Origin of the sequence: Sorangium sp. So ce302, assembly GCF_051530145.1 — a bacterium.
GTDB lineage: Bacteria > Myxococcota_A > Polyangia > Polyangiales > Polyangiaceae > Sorangium > Sorangium cellulosum_B.
Window position 1 is genome coordinate 1,923,572 of sequence record NZ_CP150326.1, and the last position, 18,451, is coordinate 1,942,022.

Here is an 18,451-nt window from a genome sequence, read left to right on the forward strand (position 1 = left end):
GGAGCACGCGAGTACCGTCCGAACTTCAATCCACCCAGAGGAGAGCGTCTCATGATCAGGAAGAGCGCCAGAATGAGCACGGCCACGGCGCTTGTCGCGCTGCCTGTCGCTGCGCTGAGCGCGTGCTCCAGCGGCGACGAGGCGGTGCAGCCCGCGCCGCTGCCGGCCCCGCCGGCCGAGGAGGATGCCGCGCAGCACGGCGTGCAGCTCGGCCCGCGGCCGTATTACCTCGTCGCGGACATGGAAGAAGGCGAGCTGAAGGAGGCGCTCCTCTCGTGCTCCGAGGGGCCCTTCGAGCGCACCGATTTCTCCATCGGCCATCGCGGCGCTTGCATGCAGTTCCCCGAGCACACGAGGGAGTCGTACGAGGCGGCCGCCCGCATGGGCGCCGGCATCGTGGAGTGCGACGTGACCTTCACCAGGGACCGAAAGCTCGTGTGCCGTCACGCCCAGTGCGATCTCCACACGACGACGAACATCCTCGCGATCCCGGAGCTCGCCGAGAAGTGCTCGGAGCCGTTCGTGCCGGCCGACGCCGAGGCCGGAACGCCCGCCTCGGCGAAGTGCTGCACGAGCGACATCACCCTCGCCGAGTTCAAGCGGCTCTGCGGCAAGATGGACTCCGCGAACCCGGACGCCGCCACGGCCCTGGAGTACATGGCCGCGACGCCCACGTTCCGCACGGACCTCTACGCCACGTGCGGCACGCTGCTCACGCACGCCGAGAGCATCGAGCTCTTCTCGAGCCTGGGCGTCAAGTTCACCCCGGAGCTCAAGGTCCCGGAGGTGGAGATGCCGTACGAGGGCGAGTACGAGCAACAGGACTACGCGCAGCAGATGATCGACGAGTACAAGGCGGCCGACATCGATCCGAAGCAGGTGTTCGCGCAGTCGTTCCGCCTCGACGACGTGCTCTACTGGCTCGAGAGAGAGCCGGAGTTCGGCGCGCAGGCCGTGTACCTCGACGAACGCGTCGACACGGCCGAGGGGTACGAGGAGGCGGTCTCCGGGATGCAGCGCCTCGCGGATCAGGGCGTGAAGATCGTCGCGCCGCCGATGTTCGCGCTCGTGACGCTCGACGGCAAAGGAGGGATCGTGCCCTCGGACTACGCCGAGGCCGCCAGGGCCGCCGGCCTCGACATCATCACGTGGACGCTCGAGCGCTCGGGCCCGCTGGCGAGCGGCGGCGGCTACTATTACCAGTCGGTCGCGGACAGCATCGACAACGACGGCGACACGATGGTGATGCTCGACGTGCTCGCGCGCGACGTGGGCGTCCGCGGCGTCTTCTCCGACTGGCCAGCCACCGTGACGTACTACGCGAGCTGCATGGGCCTCTGAGGCGGGGCGACGGGGGAGCGGGGCGCAACCGCGGCCGCCGAGCCCCCGGCGGCCTCTCGACGTGGCATCAGAACGCCCACGACCAGGTGACCGCGGCGGGCTCGGGGGGCGGGCCGGGCATCACGCCGGCCGCGTACCTGGTCTCGCTCGGCTGGATCGGGTGGACGGCCGCGATCGCGAAGCCCGTCACGTGGCCCAGGATCATGCCGGCGCCGACGTCCTGCCACGAGTGCGCGCCGGCGCCGATCCGCAGCGCCATCGTCACCACCGTGGCCGCCTCGGCGAGGGCGAGCGCGCCGAGGCGCGGCGCGGCGTCGCCGGTCGTGCGCAGCGCGAGGTTCAGGCGCGCGCCCGCGATGGCGGCCACCGGGGTCGTGTGACCCGAGGGGAAGGCGTCGAAATCGAGGTCGGTCTCGCCGCACCGATCGGTCCGCCACGAGCGCGGACGGCACCGGCCCGACAGGCGCTTGATCACGTTCGAGAGGCCGGTCGACAGCGCCACCGCCTCGACCTCGATGAGCGATGTCCTGAGCGCCCGCGAGTAGGGGCGGGGGACGCCGGCGCCCGCGAGGTAGCTGCCCTCGAGGGCGTACCCGCTGCCGAGGAGGAGCAGCGTGCCCGCCGCCGCGCCGGTGATATCGCTGGCGAGGCCGACCGCGTCGTTGCGCTCCTCGCTGGTGGCGGCGCCCCACCCGGAGCGCCGCTGCGGGAGCAGGTACGTCGCGAGCGACGCGGTGCAGGCCGCGGCGAGGGCCGCCTCGCCGCCCGGCGCGCCGAACGCCCAGTCCGGGGCCGCCGGCCCCGCCTGGGCGGCGGCGGGCGCGCTCCACGCCAGCGCGCACACGCAGGCGAGCGGCGCGGCGTACCTCACGGCTTCTTCGCTGCGGGGGGCGCTGCAGGCTTTGTGGTCTGGGGCGCGGCTGGCTGCGCGGGCGCCGCGGGCTTCGCAGCCTGGGGCGCTGCGGGCGCCGCCGGCTTGCTGGCCGCCGCCGCCGGTCCGGCCGTCACGCCTGGCGCCTTCTGCACGATGACCTCACCGAGCTGCAACGCCGAGAGCTGCTCTCCGACAGCGCCGGCGTCGCCCACAAGGACGACCCGGAGCTGCTCGGGCACGAGGTACTTCTGCGCGACCCGCTGCACGTCCGCGGGCGTGATCCGCTGGAGCCTCGCCGGTCGCGTCGCGTACTCGTCGAGCGGCAGATCGTAGACCGCGAGGCCCGCGATCGTCGACGCGGTCGCGTCCGCCGTCTCGAAGCGCGCCGGCAGCTGGCGGATGAGGTTCGCCTTGGCGTCCGCGAGCTCCTCGTTCGTGACGGGCTCCCGCCGCATCCGGTCGATCTCCGCGAAGATCTCCCTCACGGCGGGGCCCGTGTTCTCGCGCACGATGGCGCCGCCCGCGGAGAAGGGGCCCGCTCCGTGGCGCATGTCGAAGCCGGAGCGCGCGCCGTAGGTGTAGGCGTGCTTCTCGCGCAGGTTCAGGTTGAGCCGGCTCGAGAACTGCCCGCCGAGGAGGGTGTTCATCACGAGCAGCGCGTCGTAGTCCGCCGTCGCGCGCGGCACGCCCGGAAGCGCCACCGTCACGGTCGACTGCGTGAGCCCTGGCCTGTCGACGACCACGACGCGCGGCGCGCCCGCGGCGATCGCCGGCGGATCGGCGGGGATCGCCGCCTTGGCGGGGGCGGGCGGCGCGGAGGCCAGGCCCTTCCAGGCGCCGAAGACCCGCTCCACCTCCTTCACCGCGTCGGCCTTGGTGATGTCCCCGGCGATGGCGACGGTCGTCAGCTCCGGCCGGAACTGCGCGGCGTGGAACTTCGCCAGGGCGCCCGCCGTGATCTTCTTCAGCGCCGCCTCGGTGCCGATCAGCGGCGCGTTGTACGGGTGGCCCTCGGGGTAAAGGACCTGGGCCTGGGCGATGGAGAGGAGCGACGCGGGGCGATCGTTCATCTCGGCGAGCTGGGTGATGCGGCGCGACCGCTCGCGCTCGATCTCCGCCGGCGCGAAGGCCGGGTTCATGTACGCGTCGCCGAGCAGCGTGAGCATCTCCCCGAACCGCGGCGTCACGCTCTGGCCCTGCACGCCGCCGCCGTCGAAGCCGACCGCGGACGAGAAGCTCGCGCCGAGCTTGCCGAGCGCGTCGCTGAGCGCGAGCGCGCTGCGGGTCCTGGTGCCCTGCATGAGCATCGCGCCCGCGAACGCGCCGACGCCCGGCTCGGCCTGATCGGCGCCGCGGACGGTCGTCACGTCCACGGCCACGATCGGCAGCTCGTGCCGCTCGACGACGAGGACGCGGATCCCGTTCGCGAGCTTCGCCTCCTCGATCCGCGGCGGCTGGAAGACCACCTCCGGCCCCGGGGGAGGCGGCGATTTGCGGAAGTCGTCCGCCGACGCGGCGGCGGGCGGCGCCGCGGCGGGGGCCTGCGCGCCGGGGGGCGCGGGGGGCGGCGTCGACGTGACCGGAGCGCAGGCGGCGAGCGCCACGGCTGCGAGCGAGGCGGAGACGGTTCGTTTCATGCGCATGGGCTCAACCCCCCTTCGGCGCGGCCGGGCCGGCCGCAGGCTTGTCGACCGCGGGCTTGTCGCCAGCGGGCTTCATGATGGCCGGCGCGGCCGCCGGCTTGTCGGTCGCCGGCGCGGCCGCGGGCTTCGCGCCCGCCGGCGTGGCTGCGGGCGCCGCGACCGCGGGCTTCACGCTCGCCGCTGCCGACGGCGCCGCGGTGGTGGGCTTCGCGCCCGCCGCCGCGGGCGTCGCCGCCCCGCTCTGCGTCACGAGGCGCCCGGCCTTCGGAGCGCCCGGCTTCGGCGTGACGAGGGCGATCACGCGCCTGCCCTGGGGCAGGAGATCCGCGGTCGCCTTCTGCAGGTCGGCGGCGGTTGCCTTCTCGTACCTGGCCACGTCCTTCGGGAAGTACCCCGGATCGCCGGTGAGCTGGTTGTAGTTGTTGATCGCGTTCGCGCGGGCCGTCACCTGCTCCATGCTGAAGACCAGCTCCGAGAGCACCTTGGCCTGGGCCCGGTCGTGCTCGTCCTGCGTCGGCGGCGCCTTGCGCAGCCGCTCGAGCTCGGCGTCGATGAGCTTCAGGGCCTGCTCGGGCGACTTGCCCTTCTTCAGCGTCGCCGTGATCTGGAAGGTGCTGGCGAGCTGGCTCGATTGCTGGAACGCGAAGACGTCCTGCGCGATCTGGAGATCGTACACGAGCTTCTTGTAGAGGCGGCTCGTCTTGCCCGAGGCGAGGACGTTGGCGACGAGGTCGAGCTCGGCGTCGCCGGGCGCGAAGCTCGGCGGCGTCACCCAGCTGATCGTCACGCGGGGCAGCTCGACGTCCGCCTCGATGTCGAGGCGCTTCTCGGTCGCGAGGTCGCCGGGGTCGGGCTTCGTCGCCACGGGCGGCGGGGCGCCCTTCGCGATGGGGCCGAAGTACTTCTGGATGAGCTCCTTTGCCTTGCTCCGGTCGATGTCGCCCGCCACGACGAGGGTCGCGTTGTTGGGCACGTAGAACGTCCGGAAGAAGGCCTTCACGTCGTCCATCTGCGCCGCGTCGAGATCCTCGGGCGTGCCGATGGTCAGCAGGTGGTAGGGGTGGCTCTCCGGGAACTGGGCCGCGCGGAGGAACTGCGGCACGAGGCCGTAGGGCGCGTTCTCGTAGTTCTGGCGGCGCTCGTTCTTCACGACATTGCGCTGGCTCGTGAAGGTCGCGTCGTTCGCGTGGTCGAGCAGCCACCCCATCCGGTCGCTCTCCAGCCAGAGCACCAGCGCGAGCTCGTTGGCGGGGACGGTCTCGAAGTAGTTGGTGCGGTCGGTGTTCGTCGTCCCGTTGCGATCGCTCGCGCCGGCCCGCTCCAGGTACTTGAAGAACATGTCCTCGCCCACGTGCTTCGAGCCCTGGAACATGACGTGCTCGAACAGGTGCGCGAAGCCGTTCTTCCCCCGCGGCTCGTCCTTGGAGCCGACGTGGTACCAGACGTTGACGGCCACGACGGGCGTGCGGTGATCCTCGTGCAGGACCACCTCGAGCCCGTTCTCCAGCGTGTACTTCTCGACCGGGATGGCGACGCTCACGCTGGTCGCCGCCGCCGCAGGCTGCGCCTTCGTCGCGACCGGCGCCGCCGCGGGCGCGGGCTTGGCCGCAGGTTGAGCCGCCGCAGGCTGCGCCGGCGTCGCGGCCGGGGGCGCGGCGTAGGCGGGCAACGTCAGGCCGAGCGCGGCGACGAGCGCGCTGGACAGGGACGAGAGCGCCCGGGGGCGCGTCCGTTCGGACCGATGGTGGGCTCGCATGAGCGCGGTTTTAGCGCAGATCGCCCGAGGTCGAGCGCAAACTTCGCTCGTGGAAAGGGAGGCGCGGCGCAGCGCGGTTCACGGTCGGCGCTGCGCTCCTGTCACTGGAATGGCGCGACGAAGAGCTGGTACGGCCCGAAATCCACCGGAGTACGCCCCTTCACGGTGATGGCGCCGAGGCTCCCTCCCGGTCGTGCCCCGTAAATCCGGGAGTTCACGCCCTCCCTCTCGCCCGCGCATGCGCTGAGCGGGCCGAAGCACTCGATGTTGATGGGATTGCATGCGTCGTCCGCGGTCTTGATCGTCATCGGGAAGTCGGTCAGGCCGCACGAGGACACCACGGTCGACATCCCCGGGCAGACCGGGACATAGAACGTCTGCTCAGGGCTGCTCGCGCCGCACGCGGAGCTGGGAGGGATCGGCGCCCCGGTGGTGTCGCCGCTGACGAGGCCGCTGCCCGAGATGACCCCGGCCCTCTCGCCGAGGCACGACGCGCGCTGGAACCTGAGGCGGACCGTGCCGAGCGCCTCCGGCTGCGCGGCCTTGACCACCACCGTGTAGGTCCCGGCCCGGAGCCTGGCCGCGAAGTGCGCGCCCGGCGCGGCGTCGCCGCAGCTGCTGGCCGCGCAGCCGACGGGGGGGCCGCCGCACCCGTCGCCCTCGAGCACCGCGAGCGCCGTGTCGACGTCCGACGCCAGGGTGCCGAGGTACACGACCTCGTCGGACGGGAGCGTGAACCGGAAGAACACCTCGCCGCCGCTGCCGCCGCACGGCAGCGCGACGTCGGAGGTGTTCCCGGCCGTGATCTCCGCCGCGTAATCCATCGAGCCCGTCAGCTCCCCCGGCGTCTCGCAGCTGTCGGCGCCCGGGATCGGCGCGCAGCCGTCGTCCGGGACGCCGTTGCAGTTCTCGTCGACCGCGTTGCCGCACACCTCGGGCACCGGGGAGGCGCACCCCTCGCCTTCGCAGCCGTCGTCGGGGAGCCCATCGCAGTCCTGGTCCACCGCGTCCCCGCAGATCTCCGGCTCGGGCTCGCAGGGCGCGAACGCCGGGACGTGGACGGGCACCTCGACCACGTTGTTCTCGATCGCTTGCTCGGCGATCGCGCCGATCGGGTTGACGGTGACGCGGAGGGTGTAGTCCCCCTCGGGCACGTCCGTCACGTCGACCCACTGGCACGGCGTGCCGACGTCGTAGGTGTCGGCCCACCCCGCGCTCAGGAAGTTGCACCCCATGCCTCCCGAGGTCGGGTAGCCGCGCGGCGCGGGGGACGAAGGATCGAGGGGCTCCATGTCGACGAGGCAAAACGCCTGCTTGTGCCCCAGGGAGACGACCTCGCCCTCCGCGTCCACCAGCCGGTAATCGGTGAAGTCCAGGAAATGAAAGTGCTGGTGGCACTGCGCATACTCGAAGAGCGGGCTGTTGAACTCGGGGCCGGGGTCGAGGTGGCCGGGCCCTGCGTTCTCGACGCGCCCCTCGAACTCGAGGAGATGCCGCCGGCCGGGGCCGCCGATGCACCTTTCCATGAGCTCGCAGGCGTCTCTGGGGAACGTCTGGTACGAGAACCGGATCGTGTCGACGATGCGCTGCCTGTCCGGGCGCAGGTCGGGCACGATGCAGACGCCGGCCTCGCACGCGTGGCCGCCGGGACAGCACGCGCCGCCGCAGATCGCGCCGTCGCAGGCGGGGTAATCGACCGGGAGGACGATCGTGTTGTTGTCGAAGCGCGCCTCGGCGAGGGTCCTGTTCGGGTTCACGGTGATCTCGAGCTCGTAGAGCCCGGCCGGGACGCCGGTCACGTCGAGGGCGTTGCACGCCACGGTGCCGGGCTGCTCCACGTGCTCTCCCGGGCCGAGGCCCTGCGCGTCGCAGCCGTACTGGCCGCCTGGCATCGCGACGCAGCGCGCGTCGAGCTCGGCCTCGGCGACCACCGCGCCGCCCTGGCTGAGGCGCGCGCGGAAGAAGCGCGGGACGACGTAGCTGTCCTCGCAGAAGTTCGGCTCGAAGACGTCGCTCTCCGAGGGCGCGCCGAGGTCGAGCGGAACGTCGCCGGCGTTCGCGAGCGAGACGTGGAAGCGCATGAGCGCCCGCCGGCCGCTCGCGCCGAAGCAGCCATGCAGCAGCTCGCAGGCGTCCTCGTCCACGCGGACCGTGGCGAACGTGACGGGCTCTCCTCGCTCCGGGGGCCCGAGCACGAGGTCCGCCGCCTCGCAGCCGCCGCGCACGCACGCGGCGCCGGGGCTGCAGCACGCCGCGTCGCCGCAGGCGCGCGCCTCGTCGCACGCGGCGGCGCAGCCCGACGGCTTGCCCTCGGCGTCGATCTGACACCGCGCGCCGCCGGGACACACGATGTCCGAGCCGGGGCAACGGATGCCTCCTGGCGCATCGCCGCCGCTCCCGCCGCCTCCCGGGCCCGAGGGCGGCTCGGTCGGCCCGTCGTCGCCGCACGCGGCGGCCGCCAGGAGCCATGAGCCCATCAACAGCGCTTCGACGACGTTCTTCATGTGCACCCTGGTCAGCAGTAGCAGACGAGCCGCGCGGGCCGGAAGGCGTGTGCCGTTCCGGCAGGCCGCCAGGCAAGCTGCGTATCGTGAGGGTGCGCGCGGGGAGAATCGGTACGGTCGAGGAGGGGCGCAGGATTTCGACCGGTCAGGGGCTCGGCAGCGGATACGGGAGTACCGCTGGATTGACGCCGAAGTTCCTTATGAACATGATCCGCGCGCCGCTCGCAGGGTCGGATGAGGCCCAATCTCCCAGGAGGACGGCGGTGAACCAGTAGTTCTGCACGGCTGCCGAGACGCTCCGGATGGCATCGGCCGAGCCGACCGGTCGAACGCCCACCCACTGCTGGCCGGCGCCGCGCGGCGCCGCGAACTCGGCGCCGGTGCTCGCGCTCGCCGACGCGTACGCGACGTCCGTGAGCACGGGTGTAAAGGTGTCGCCTCGGGTCCCGTCTGCATTGACCGACCAGTGGCCGAGATCCACCGAGGGCGCTGTCGCCGAGGCGTTGATCAACATGACGCGCGGGGTGGTGAACGTCCCGGGCAGCTCCGGCTGAACCCTCCACAGCTTGAGCTGCAGCGCCTTGTCGCCCGCCTCTCCGGTGGTGCCAAGCAAACCTCCCAGGTAGATCGCGCCGGGCTCCAGCGGGCCCGTCCGCTGAGCGCCGACCACCTCGACATCCGAGCCCCCCTCGCCGGCGCCGGGCGCGACGAGCGAGAGCGTCGACTCACCCGGCGGAAGATCGGTGTACGTCGGCGCCTGCGCATACCTCAGGTTGATGGCGACCCTCTCCGTGCCCGAGTACACCTCGAGGGGCGACGGCGTGGGCGGCAGCGATGCGTGGAAGAAATAGACGAGCGGATCCCGCTTGACGAACACGGCAGGCGAGTCGTCCCCTGCCGGGACGACGAGCAGGCCGTGTGCGCGCGTGTCGCTGGCGACGCGGGTCGGCTCCCCGGTCTCGATGACGAAGTACGATCGCCCACCGACGAGCGATGCCGCAGAGAGCGAGAACGGCGCCTGACCCGTCGGACCGAAGTTCCTCGACGCGGTGACCGTGATCGACCGGGTCGACAGGGGCACGAGCACGCCTTCTGGAGCGCTGGCGGTGAACCAATCGAGCGCCGCGGCGGCCGCGGCGCTACGGTCGATGTAGAACGATTTCGGATTCCACGAGTTGGAGTCGGCGCCCACGAAGCGCAGGGCGACCTCGCTGCATGAAGGCGTCGTGAAGTTCTCTTCTGCGATGAGAAGCCGCGGCGCCGTCGTGCCCGTCGTGCCCAGGATTCCGACGGCCACGATCGTGTAGCGCGTCCCAGGGGCGACCGTCAGTGGATCGGCCGAAATCGTGAGCGCGTCGCCTACGCCACCACCGGTTCCATCATCGCTCCGTGCCGAGAAGGTGATCGCGTCCGCCGTGACTTTGGCGTACCTCGTGACGGACGCGGCGACCACGCCGGGCGACACTGCCTCTGTGTCGGGTACCGGCGCACCGTTCGCATAGAGGCGGAGCGCGGGCGGGTCGCTGACCCCCACCGGTGTGTTCGTGCGGTTCGGCAAGAGGGCGTTGATGAGCCGGATCTTGGGTTCAGGGTCGGTGTCCGGCGGCAGGCCACACTCCGCCGGATCGCCGCCGCCCGTGCCGCCAGCGCCGCCTGTGCCGCCAGCGCCGCCCGTGCCGCCCGTGCCGCCGGCGCCACCCGCGTCGCCGCTGCCGCCCGTGCCGCCAGCGCCGCCCGTGGTGCTGGCGCCCGTGGTGCTGGCGCCCGTGGTGCTGGCGCTGGCCGCGTCGCCGCCGCCGCCCGTGCCGCCAGCGCCGCCCGTGCCGCCAGCGCCGCCAGCGCCGCCCGTGCCGCTGGCGTCGCCGCCGCCCGTGCCGCTAGCGCCGCTTGTGCTGCCAGCACCGCCCGTGCCGCCGCCGCCCGTGCCGCCGGCGCCGCCCGTGCTGCCGCCGCCGCCGCCGTCAGAGCTACCGCCCGACGACGTGCTGGCGCTCGTGGTCCCACCTCCGCCTTGCCCCGACTGTGATGAGGTATCGTCGTCCCCGCAAGCGCTCGTGAAGATCGAAAGCCCGGCCAGCGCACCCACCATGATCAGCCATCGTTGACGCATCTTCATCGTAACACATCTCCGTGTAGCGCGTCGTACGCGCCAGAACGATTCACTACTTCGGGAACTTCAGCGCGCAGGCGTCACGCGGAACCGCGATGACTCCCTTCGTCAGCTCGTCACGCATGTAGATGTAGGCCATCACGCCGGCGTTGAAGACGGCTCTCCGGAGCCATGCGTCGACCTCCGGCGAGCTCGCGTCCGCGGCGCGGAGCTCAGCCGAGAGAGGGTTCCTGAGCGTGCACACGTCCCTCCACATGGGCACGCCGAACTCCGGAGCCACCGTATTGCTCAGGATGAGACTCCAATTCCCGCTCGCGGCCGCGGCGTCGTAACTGGCTCCGAACCGATGCGCATCGGTGCGGATCTCATCGCAGGCGGCGCGCGCGACGCCGAGCATGTTCGCCCTCGATCGCCTGAAGGCCGCCTTCGCGGTCTCCGGATCGAGCGGGATCGGCACCGCGGCCACGATCCGATTGCTGACGAAGACGTTGAAGAAGGTCCTCTCCTCCTCCGCGGTACGGCCGAACGAGACGGTGGTGCCCCCGGTCGCCATCCAGACGAGGTACTTCGCCGCCCCGTCGGGCCCGAGGTCGTTCTCCCCTGCGTCGGGCCCATGGAACGTGGCGAGGTTCTCGTTGGGTGCCCAGCGCGGGCCGAAGAGCCCGTCGACGAAGCTCGCCACCCTTGCCCCGGAGGTCGCGCGGAGCGCTCTGGCCGCGCCGGTCTGGGCGTCTCCGTAAATTCCATGGCAATTCGAGCAGATACCGGCGTAGATATGCTCCCCTGGGTTGGACCAGTAGATCGCGCTCCACGGCTGGCGCGGCCTCCCGGTTCCCGGATTGATCATCCACTGCTCCACCGGTTCGGGCTCCGGCGCGTCCCCGGGGAACGCGCAGCCTGGGGCGAAGAACCCCTGAGCATACACCTTCTTCGCCAGCGCCTCGTGCTCGCTCGTCACCTCCTCCGCGCGGATCCAGTCGTCGAGCTTCGTCTTCCAGTCGATGTTGCGCGGGACGTACGGATAGCGCTCGGTCGTGTCCTCGAGCACCCACCCGAGTTCGCGATGCTCCTCGCAGTCGTGAAGGGCGCGCGCCTCCGCGGCGTCCGCCGCGCGCATGGCGAGCTCGATCGCCTCCGGATCCCCCGGCGCCTCCCGTCCTCCGCGCTCGTAATCGCGCGGCACCGACGCCCACCAGCGCGCCACGAGGACCGGCAGGCGGCAGTCCACCGACGCCGTGTGCATCGGCATGTGGAGGCTGAAGAACGCGCTTGCCTCCTCGTTGTCCACGGGCAGGCCGAACGCGCGGGGAGTCCACGCTCCCGTGGGCAGGACGACGCGACGGTAGATCCCTCCGACCGGGATGGAGTTCTGGATGACGAGCTCATCGAAGGACGCGGGCACATCAGGAAAGTAGTGCAGCCCGTCCGAGCCCACGGTATCCATGCGAAACCCGAAGATGCTCCCGCCGGGCGACATGTCCAGGCCTCGCAGCGTCGCCTTGCTCGCCACCGCATAGCCGCGCGGGTTATGGCAATGGGCGCAGTTGCCCGCCATGTAGGCCTGCATGTTCAGCTCGTCGGCGTTGCGCGGTCGGCGGGGCAGTGCAGAGTCCTCCAGCTTGGGGAAGTCGTCGGGCGTGAGGGTCGCCAACGTGCCGCGCACGACACCGTACGCGAGGAGACGCTCGAGCTGATTGAGCTCGTCGGCGAGCACGTCCGGCGTGTAGACGCCGCCTTCCCCTTTGGGTCGCTTGTGGAGCTGGAAGGGCGTGATGCCAAGGATGAAGCTCTCGCTCTCCGAGCCCGTGTGGCACGCCACGCATCGCGTCGAGCCGGGCACGGCGTAGCTCTGCAGTGAGCCGGTGGTCTCGTCGGCCGTGTAAGGGCGGACGTAGTCGGGGAACGGATCTCCGTTCAGGTAGAGCTCCCTGCTGTCCGGTGACGCCGGATCGAGCCCGGTCCCGAGGAGCTTCGCGCTCGTCTCCTCCGCGTTCCACACGTACGTGCCGAAGATCGCGTCCTCGGCCCGCTCGCGCGTCACGATGATGCGTGTCTCCATCTTGCGGTATCGCGTGACGCCGTCGGGCTCGACCACGGCCCTGAAGAAGGTCTTGTAGAAGCGGGTGTTCGGGGGGATGCGGAGGCTCTTCGCCTCCGGGTCGTACGTGATGGCCTGCCCCGCCGGGACGTGCACGAAGCGCAGCTTCGCCGCGTCGTCCGACCAGAGAGGGTAGGTCGGCGCGTAGGCGAGCGTCCCCCTGCGCGCGAGCACCTCGGCGTCCAGCGAGACGAAATCGGTCTCCGAGAGCTTGACCGGGAGGTCCGCGAACGATCGCATCGCAGCGAAGCGCTCGTCCACCGCCTCGTCTCGACCGACGATCTCGGTGTCGGGGATGCAGCTCCCGAGCTCGGTCAACGCATCGCCGATCTCGCGCGGGGTCACGAAATCTCCGTCCGGATCGACCTCCATGTCACCCTTCGGGAGGACGTACGTGCCGGAGGGGCAGCCCTGCGCGATCCACGCCTGGAGCCGCCGGCCGAGCGCCTCTTGCCCGCCGATCTTGTAGGGCATTTCCCCGCTGAGCATGACGTCAACGGGCGTCTTGCCGCTCTTGCCGCGCGCATTGCACAGGTTCTCCGGGGTGCCGGCGTAGGAGAAATCTCCTTGCTCTGCCGGGGCCTTGTGGCAGTTGCCACATTGAATCTCGATCTCCCCCGAAAGGTTGCTGAAGGTATCGAGGGCATCTTCGACCGTCGCCGAGTGGCGCTGAGGGATCGGTTCGTGCGATCGGGCCGGGGCGCATAGACGCGGCTGCGTGCCCCCCCCGTCACCGCCGCTGCCGCCGGTCCCGCCGCTGCCGCCGGTCCCGCCGCTGCCGCCGTCACCGCCGGCACCGCCGGTCCCGCCGCTGCCGCCGGTCCCGTCGCTGCCGCCGGTTCCGCCGCTGCCGCCGCCGTCTCCACCGCTGGTAGCGCCGCCGCCGCTCGTGCCCTCCGGGGGCGAGATTTCATCGGTGTCGTCACCTCCGCAGCCGTACCCGGCCACGGACACGACCCTGAGCAACAGCACCATCGACCTCATCGTCACCCAACGCCGACCTTGATCCATCGTTGCCAGCTCCCCGGGCTCGCAGCGGCGAACCCCCTACCGTCGCAGCGGCCGAAATGACACCGGTGAGCTCCTGGAACAACCGTGAATGCCGGCTGTCACGGACCCGTGACGCCATTGCGGTCCCATCGACGTAGATGATTGCGCTTTCATTGATTTACGCGCCGCAAGCTCGCCTCTCCCGCCGGTCGCTGATGGGGAGTAAGCGTTCACCGGGCAGACCTCCCACGCTGGGCGGTGTTGCGGGGTGGGCTGCCGCTGGGGCTGTCGGTGCCGGACCTGTATTGCGTCGTAGGACGCCGTGGCGAGCTCGGAGCTTGGCAGCATTGCTCGCCGGCTCGACCTCAGTTCATCGATGCGTTCGTCTCACCAATCCGGGCCGTAGTACAGCTCCCACACGTCGTCGGCGATCGGAAGCAGCCCCACGGGCTCGCCGGCGAGCAGCGTGGAGAGGGCGGTCTGCGACCCTCCGAACTGCAGCCGTCCTTTCTCGTTGAGGCGTCGAACGGCCATCGTGTCCGGGTATTCCGGCGACGAGGGCTTGCTCGGCATCGAGCGGCGCGAGGGCGTGTAGCGCGAAGCCGGCGTCCTCTGGCCGAGCGCCTCGTGCGGACGCTGGTCGTTGTACTCGTGCCGAAAGCGGTCGAAAACGCGCTGCTGCGCTGCTGTGTCGGCGCGCCTCGCGAGGGCTGAACGCTGAGCGCGCGGCGGAGGCTCTTCGCCGGGTCTCACGTCCTCGTGCGCGGATATGTCTATGCGTGCCGCTCTGTGCTAGACGGTCAAGTCCCTATCTCCCGCGGCGCGCGGTGCTCAGCGGGTGATGAGAAGGGGGCATGCCTGAGCGCGCCGCGCTGGCCATGTGCGTCGAACGGAGCGCGCCTGCCGCATGGATCGCGCGGCGCGCTCCGTCCTTCGTCATCAGCCTATCAGCTCACAGCGAGGAGGGGCACGTGGTGCCGGTGCTACCGCAATTGAGCGGCGTGCGGGGCGAGTTGGTCGTCGGGGTGCACGCGAGGAAGCCGTTGGCGATCAGGATATCCTCGAACGCAATAGCGTCGTTAATATCGTTCACGCCGAAGGCCCAGTCCAGGAAGTCCTGCTCCTTGATGTCGCGAGTTCCGTTGCCCTCGTTGAGGTACAGGAAGCGAGCGAGCGGGTACTTGTTGCTCGGGTCCGTGATGAGTTTGCGGATGTTGGCCTCGGTCGGCGCGACGCCGTTGATCACGAGGGGCTTGTTTTCGTAGGTGCCCGAGGCGACCTTCGCGTCGCCGCCCGCGTAGCCGATCGCATCGACGTTCGCGCCCACGAGCTTGCCGATGCAATCGGTGGCCGAGTCGGTCGCCGCGCAGGGCGTGGGCACGAGCGAAGAGGTCCCCGGCGTGTCGGTCGAGAGCCGCGGCCCGGCGATTGGGTCGTCCACCACGATCTGCACGTTCGCGCAGAAAGCCGTGCAGCCGGTGAGGGCCTTGAAGACTTCGGTCGTGCCCGAAATGTCGTCGCGGCGATACATCACGAGGGCGTTCGAGGGGTTCGTCGACCCCGAGGTGAACTCGCCCCACGTGTTGAAGCCGGCGCAGCTGGTGGCGTCCCCGTCGCCGTCGCCGCAGAACGCGCCCTTGACGTTCGCCAAGTTCGCGCCGGTCGCGGTCTGGTCCGCGTTCTTATCCGCCCAGATATACACGGCGTCGAGCGCGATGCGATTGCTCTTCTGACCAGTGCCACTGCTGTCACAAGAGCCCTGCAGGTCCCTGGACATCGGAGCGATCGTCTGCGCCTTCGTGTTGCAGGGGGCGGCGCCGGTGCCTTCCAGGCACTGCTCGCCTTTGCCCGACCCGGTACCGTAGTAGGTGAGGCCCGTGACGCCCGACGCGGCGATCGCGGCCGTGGTCGCGTTGAACAGCGTGTCCGACCCGTAGAAACCCCCGCTGATGAGCGCCTGCTGCGATTCGCCGACGAGCTCCTCGTTCGTGCTGCCCACGGCGCACGCCGCGAGGCCGAGGACCGAGAGCGCCGAAAGGACCAATTTGCCCATGTTCTTCATGTTCATCTCCATCGTTCAGAGTGACGGTGCGCCTGTGCACCTCGATCGTCTCGGTGCACCGGCGCACATCGATCAATGCAACAATCCAAGGAAAACCGCCTGGCCGCCGAAGCGCTCGCCGTCAGGCGGTCAAGTCTCTATCTCTCGCGACGCGGCCGCTCAGTGGGTGGTCACCGTGCGGATCTTGCCGAGGCGCCGCCCCAGCCGCTCGGTGAACCAGACGTCGAGGATGCCGCACCCCAGGAGCGACGGGCGCAGCGTGATCCCGAGCGGACGAGAGTTGGCGATCGGGAGATCGAACTCGGTGACGACGCCGCTCGTGGTGATGCGTCCGATCTTGTTCCCGAACTGCTCCGTGAACCAGAGATTGCCGTCCACCCCGAGGGTGATGGCCGTGGGGCCGCGGTCCAGCGCGGGGAGCGCGAACTCCGTCACGGTCCCGCTGGTGTCGATCTTCGCGATCTCGTTCGCGGTGGTGAACCAGATTTTGAGGTCGGGCCCGAGCGTCACCGCGTTGGGGTTCGAGGCCGAGGCCGGCAGCAGGTACTCGGTCACGGTTCCAGACGTGCTGATCCGCGCGATCTTGTTCGTGAACGACTCCGCGACCCAGAGGTTTCCATCGGCTCCAGCCGCGATCCCGCGCGGCTGACTATTGGCGGTCGGCAGCGCGAACTCGGTGATCACGCCGGCCGGCGTGATGCGCCCGACCTTGTTGCCGAGGAGCTCGGTGAACCACACATTCCCGTCGAATCCCAGCGCGATCCCGAACGGGTTCGAGTTGCTCGTCGGGATGTCGTACTCGGCCACGACGCCGGTCTTCGTGATCGCCCCGATCCGGTTGGTCCCCGGCTCGGTGAACCAGATCCGGCCATCCGGACCGAGGGTGATGCCGCTCGGGTTCGATCCGGCCGCGAGCGGGTACTCGGTCACGTTGCCGCTGGAATCCGCGGCCGCGATCTTGCTGGCGGAGCCCTCGGTGAACCAGACGCGGCCGTCAGGGCCAAAGGTGATGTTCCCCGGCGTGGAGTTCGAAGGAATGGCGTACTCCGTGATGTCACCCGCGGACGCCGCCGGGCAATGCCCGGCGCTCGCGTGCTCCGCCTGCGCCACCAGTGCGGCGCCGACCATCATCGACAAGGCAACAATCGACTTTTTCTTCATTTCATTCTCTATCAGGGTTCGAGGTTGAGAGCGTCTCGCGAGATCTCCTGTTACGAATCTGTGAATGCCGCGGCTACGCCGCGCGCTGGCGTTGCTCGTCGAGAGCGGCGCTACGCGCGCTCGACCGCTGCCTCTTCGCGCTCACGCTCGTCAGCGGTCCGTCACGATCCCGCTCGGCGCCCCGTTCGGAACTGCGCTGGCAAACTGCGTGCACACCCGGTGCGTCCCCCATTCCCTCCCCGTAACCAGATTCCGTCCTATGTCGATCCGTACCTGTTTGCTCGTAAGACGAGCCATGTAGCCGCGGAGCGAATCGCCTCCAGCGCGTCGCTGGGGTGTCGGCGCCAGGCGCGCGCGATGAGAACGCGACGCGGAGATCGCGCCTGCCGGACCCGCCAAACAGGTTGTATGAACGGCCATGGCTTCGTGGAGCTGATGGCCGGGCCCATTCGGGTCACCCCCACGATCGCGAACGGCCGCCGCGGCGCTGCCAGCCAGCGGAAGGAGGACGAGCCGCGCTCCCGCCTCTGCTGGTCACCCCGCGTCAGAATGCAATAGTGACGCGCTCGAAGGCTCACGCATTTGCGCGATTCGGGCGCGTCGATGCAATCGAGACCCGCACGTCATAGCTCGCTATGCGGGGGGGGACGGCCAGCCAGCCCCCCCGGCGGCTTCGTGTGGGGCGGACTATAGTAGGCGCGAGAACGAAATGCGCGAAGTTTGTGTTACGTAATACCGACGTGTGTCCTGTGATGGCGTGATCCTGTCGTCCTCGATGGGCGAGCTCGTGCATTCGAGAACGATTCGGCTGTCAGCTCTGCGACGGTCCTGTGCCGGAACGGTAGAACGCCAGCGCCGGATATCGCTCCTCGAGAACGATTCGGCTGTCGGCTCTGCGACGGTCCTGTGCCGGAACGGTAGAACGCCAGCGCCGGATATCGCTGCTCCTGCGAGGGCAGCGTCGCGCCTTCAAGCAGCTGCGCCCGAGATCGGAGAGGGAGGGAGCGCGGCCGCCGGCGGCCCGCCCACGGCCGTGCGACCGGCGGCAGCAAGTTTCTCCTCGCCGTCACGAGGTCGTGTACTCTCGCCGACATGGCTCCCGTCGTCGTCATCACCGGTGCATCGAGCGGAATCGGTCGATCGCTCGCGTTCTCCTGGGCGAAGCGCGGCGCGCGCGTGGTGCTGAGCGCGCGCGGGCGAGACGCGCTCGAGGGGGTCGCCTCGGAGGTGCGCGCGGCGGGCGGCGCTGCCCTCGCGGTGGCCGGCGACGTGACCGTCGAGGAGGACCGCAAGGCGCTCTGCGAGCGGGCGCTGGGCGCGTACGGCCGGCTGGACGTGCTGGTGAACAACGCCGGGCGCGGTTATTACACGCCATCGATCGAGATCGATCCCGCCGAGCTCGAGGCGCTCTACCGGCTGAACGTCGTCGCGCCCGTGTGCCTCGCGCAGCTCGCGATCGAGCCCCTCGCGGCCACGAAAGGCACCCTCGTCATGGTCTCCTCGATCGCGGGGCTCGTCGCGGCGCCGCGGATGGGCCCGTACGCCTCGTCGAAGTTCGCGCTGGAGGCGCTCGCGATGTCGCTCCGCGCGGAGCTCTCGTCGCGCGGCGTGCGCGTGCTCGTGGTGCGGCCAGGGCCGGTCGAGACCCCGTTCCACGCGAACGCCGTCGTGACCGACGACAACGTCGGCTACCGCCCGCCCGGCCACAAGAAGCAGAGCCCGGACGAGGTCGCCGAGATGATCGTGCGCGCCGTCGACGCGGGCCGCGACGTCCTGGAGACGAGCCTGTTCGTGAAGACCGCGAGCCTCGCCGCCCGCGTGGCGCCTGGCCCCATGCGCTGGCTCTCGAGGCGGATGGCGCGCCGGTCGGGGTTCTGAGCGGAGCGCACCCCTCCTGCGCCGGGAACGCCGA

The 18,451-nt window shown here is 70.4% G+C and carries 10 protein-coding genes and 1 pseudogene; 2 read left to right on the plus strand and 9 right to left on the minus strand.

Annotation, left to right across the window (positions count from 1 at the left end; genetic code table 11):
- The first annotated feature begins 51 nt into the window (after window positions 1-51).
- A complete protein-coding gene (locus tag WME73_RS07410) occupies window positions 52-1,341 on the plus strand; it encodes a glycerophosphodiester phosphodiesterase family protein (protein WP_437744781.1) in 1,290 nt (429 codons plus the stop codon).
- A gap of 67 nt (window positions 1,342-1,408) precedes the next feature.
- Here the strand turns inward: WME73_RS07410 and WME73_RS07415 are convergent, their stop codons facing one another.
- The 9 genes and pseudogenes from WME73_RS07415 to WME73_RS07455 form a co-directional block, all read right to left on the minus strand.
- Window positions 1,409-2,212 (minus strand): phosphatase PAP2 family protein, encoded by an 804-nt coding sequence (locus WME73_RS07415; RefSeq protein WP_437915229.1) that lies wholly within the window; start codon window positions 2,210-2,212, stop codon window positions 1,409-1,411.
- A complete protein-coding gene (locus WME73_RS07420; RefSeq protein ID WP_437915230.1) occupies window positions 2,209-3,858 on the minus strand; it encodes a M16 family metallopeptidase in 1,650 nt (549 codons plus the stop codon). The genes WME73_RS07415 and WME73_RS07420 overlap by 4 nt, the downstream gene beginning before the upstream one ends.
- Before the next feature lie 4 nt (window positions 3,859-3,862).
- Window positions 3,863-5,614: a M16 family metallopeptidase gene (locus WME73_RS07425; protein ID WP_437744784.1), complete on the minus strand. Its 1,752-nt coding sequence runs from the start codon at window positions 5,612-5,614 to the stop codon at window positions 3,863-3,865.
- A 101-nt stretch (window positions 5,615-5,715) separates the two neighbouring features.
- Window positions 5,716-8,118: a lysyl oxidase family protein gene (locus WME73_RS07430; protein WP_437917363.1), complete on the minus strand. Its 2,403-nt coding sequence runs from the start codon at window positions 8,116-8,118 to the stop codon at window positions 5,716-5,718.
- Between the two features lie 145 nt (window positions 8,119-8,263).
- On the minus strand, window positions 8,264-10,234 hold the full coding sequence (locus WME73_RS07435) for a DUF4397 domain-containing protein (RefSeq protein WP_437915231.1): 1,971 nt from the start codon (window positions 10,232-10,234) through the stop codon (window positions 8,264-8,266).
- 46 nt (window positions 10,235-10,280) lie between these two features.
- Window positions 10,281-13,301, minus strand: coding sequence for a hypothetical protein (locus WME73_RS07440; protein ID WP_437915232.1), 3,021 nt, complete (start codon window positions 13,299-13,301; stop codon window positions 10,281-10,283).
- Between the two features lie 402 nt (window positions 13,302-13,703).
- A pseudogene (locus WME73_RS07445) lies at window positions 13,704-14,012 on the minus strand (integrase core domain-containing protein); the annotation flags it as partial.
- A 256-nt stretch (window positions 14,013-14,268) separates the two neighbouring features.
- Window positions 14,269-15,384, minus strand: coding sequence for a hypothetical protein (locus WME73_RS07450; protein ID WP_437915233.1), 1,116 nt, complete (start codon window positions 15,382-15,384; stop codon window positions 14,269-14,271).
- Between the two features lie 153 nt (window positions 15,385-15,537).
- On the minus strand, window positions 15,538-16,539 hold the full coding sequence (locus WME73_RS07455) for a Vgb family protein (RefSeq protein ID WP_437915234.1): 1,002 nt from the start codon (window positions 16,537-16,539) through the stop codon (window positions 15,538-15,540).
- A gap of 1,092 nt (window positions 16,540-17,631) precedes the next feature.
- Between WME73_RS07455 and WME73_RS07460 the strand changes: the two genes are divergently transcribed.
- Entirely contained in the window at window positions 17,632-18,417 is a 786-nt protein-coding gene (locus tag WME73_RS07460; RefSeq protein WP_437915235.1) for an SDR family NAD(P)-dependent oxidoreductase, read from the plus strand.
- Window positions 18,418-18,451: the final 34 nt, after the last annotated feature.

Coding starts and splice junctions, on each gene's coding strand:
- WME73_RS07425 (WP_437744784.1), bottom strand. CDS start 5,614: ATGCGAGCCCACCATCGGTCCGAACGGACGCGCCCCCGGGCGCTCTCG.
- WME73_RS07455 (WP_437915234.1), bottom strand. CDS start 16,539: ATGAAGAAAAAGTCGATTGTTGCCTTGTCGATGATGGTCGGCGCCGCA.
- WME73_RS07450 (WP_437915233.1), bottom strand. CDS start 15,384: ATGAACATGAAGAACATGGGCAAATTGGTCCTTTCGGCGCTCTCGGTC.
- WME73_RS07460 (WP_437915235.1), top strand. CDS start 17,632: ATGGCTCCCGTCGTCGTCATCACCGGTGCATCGAGCGGAATCGGTCGA.
- WME73_RS07440 (WP_437915232.1), bottom strand. CDS start 13,301: ATGGTGCTGTTGCTCAGGGTCGTGTCCGTGGCCGGGTACGGCTGCGGA.
- WME73_RS07435 (WP_437915231.1), bottom strand. CDS start 10,234: ATGAAGATGCGTCAACGATGGCTGATCATGGTGGGTGCGCTGGCCGGG.
- WME73_RS07420 (WP_437915230.1), bottom strand. CDS start 3,858: ATGCGCATGAAACGAACCGTCTCCGCCTCGCTCGCAGCCGTGGCGCTC.
- WME73_RS07410 (WP_437744781.1), top strand. CDS start 52: ATGATCAGGAAGAGCGCCAGAATGAGCACGGCCACGGCGCTTGTCGCG.
- WME73_RS07430 (WP_437917363.1), bottom strand. CDS start 8,118: ATGAAGAACGTCGTCGAAGCGCTGTTGATGGGCTCATGGCTCCTGGCG.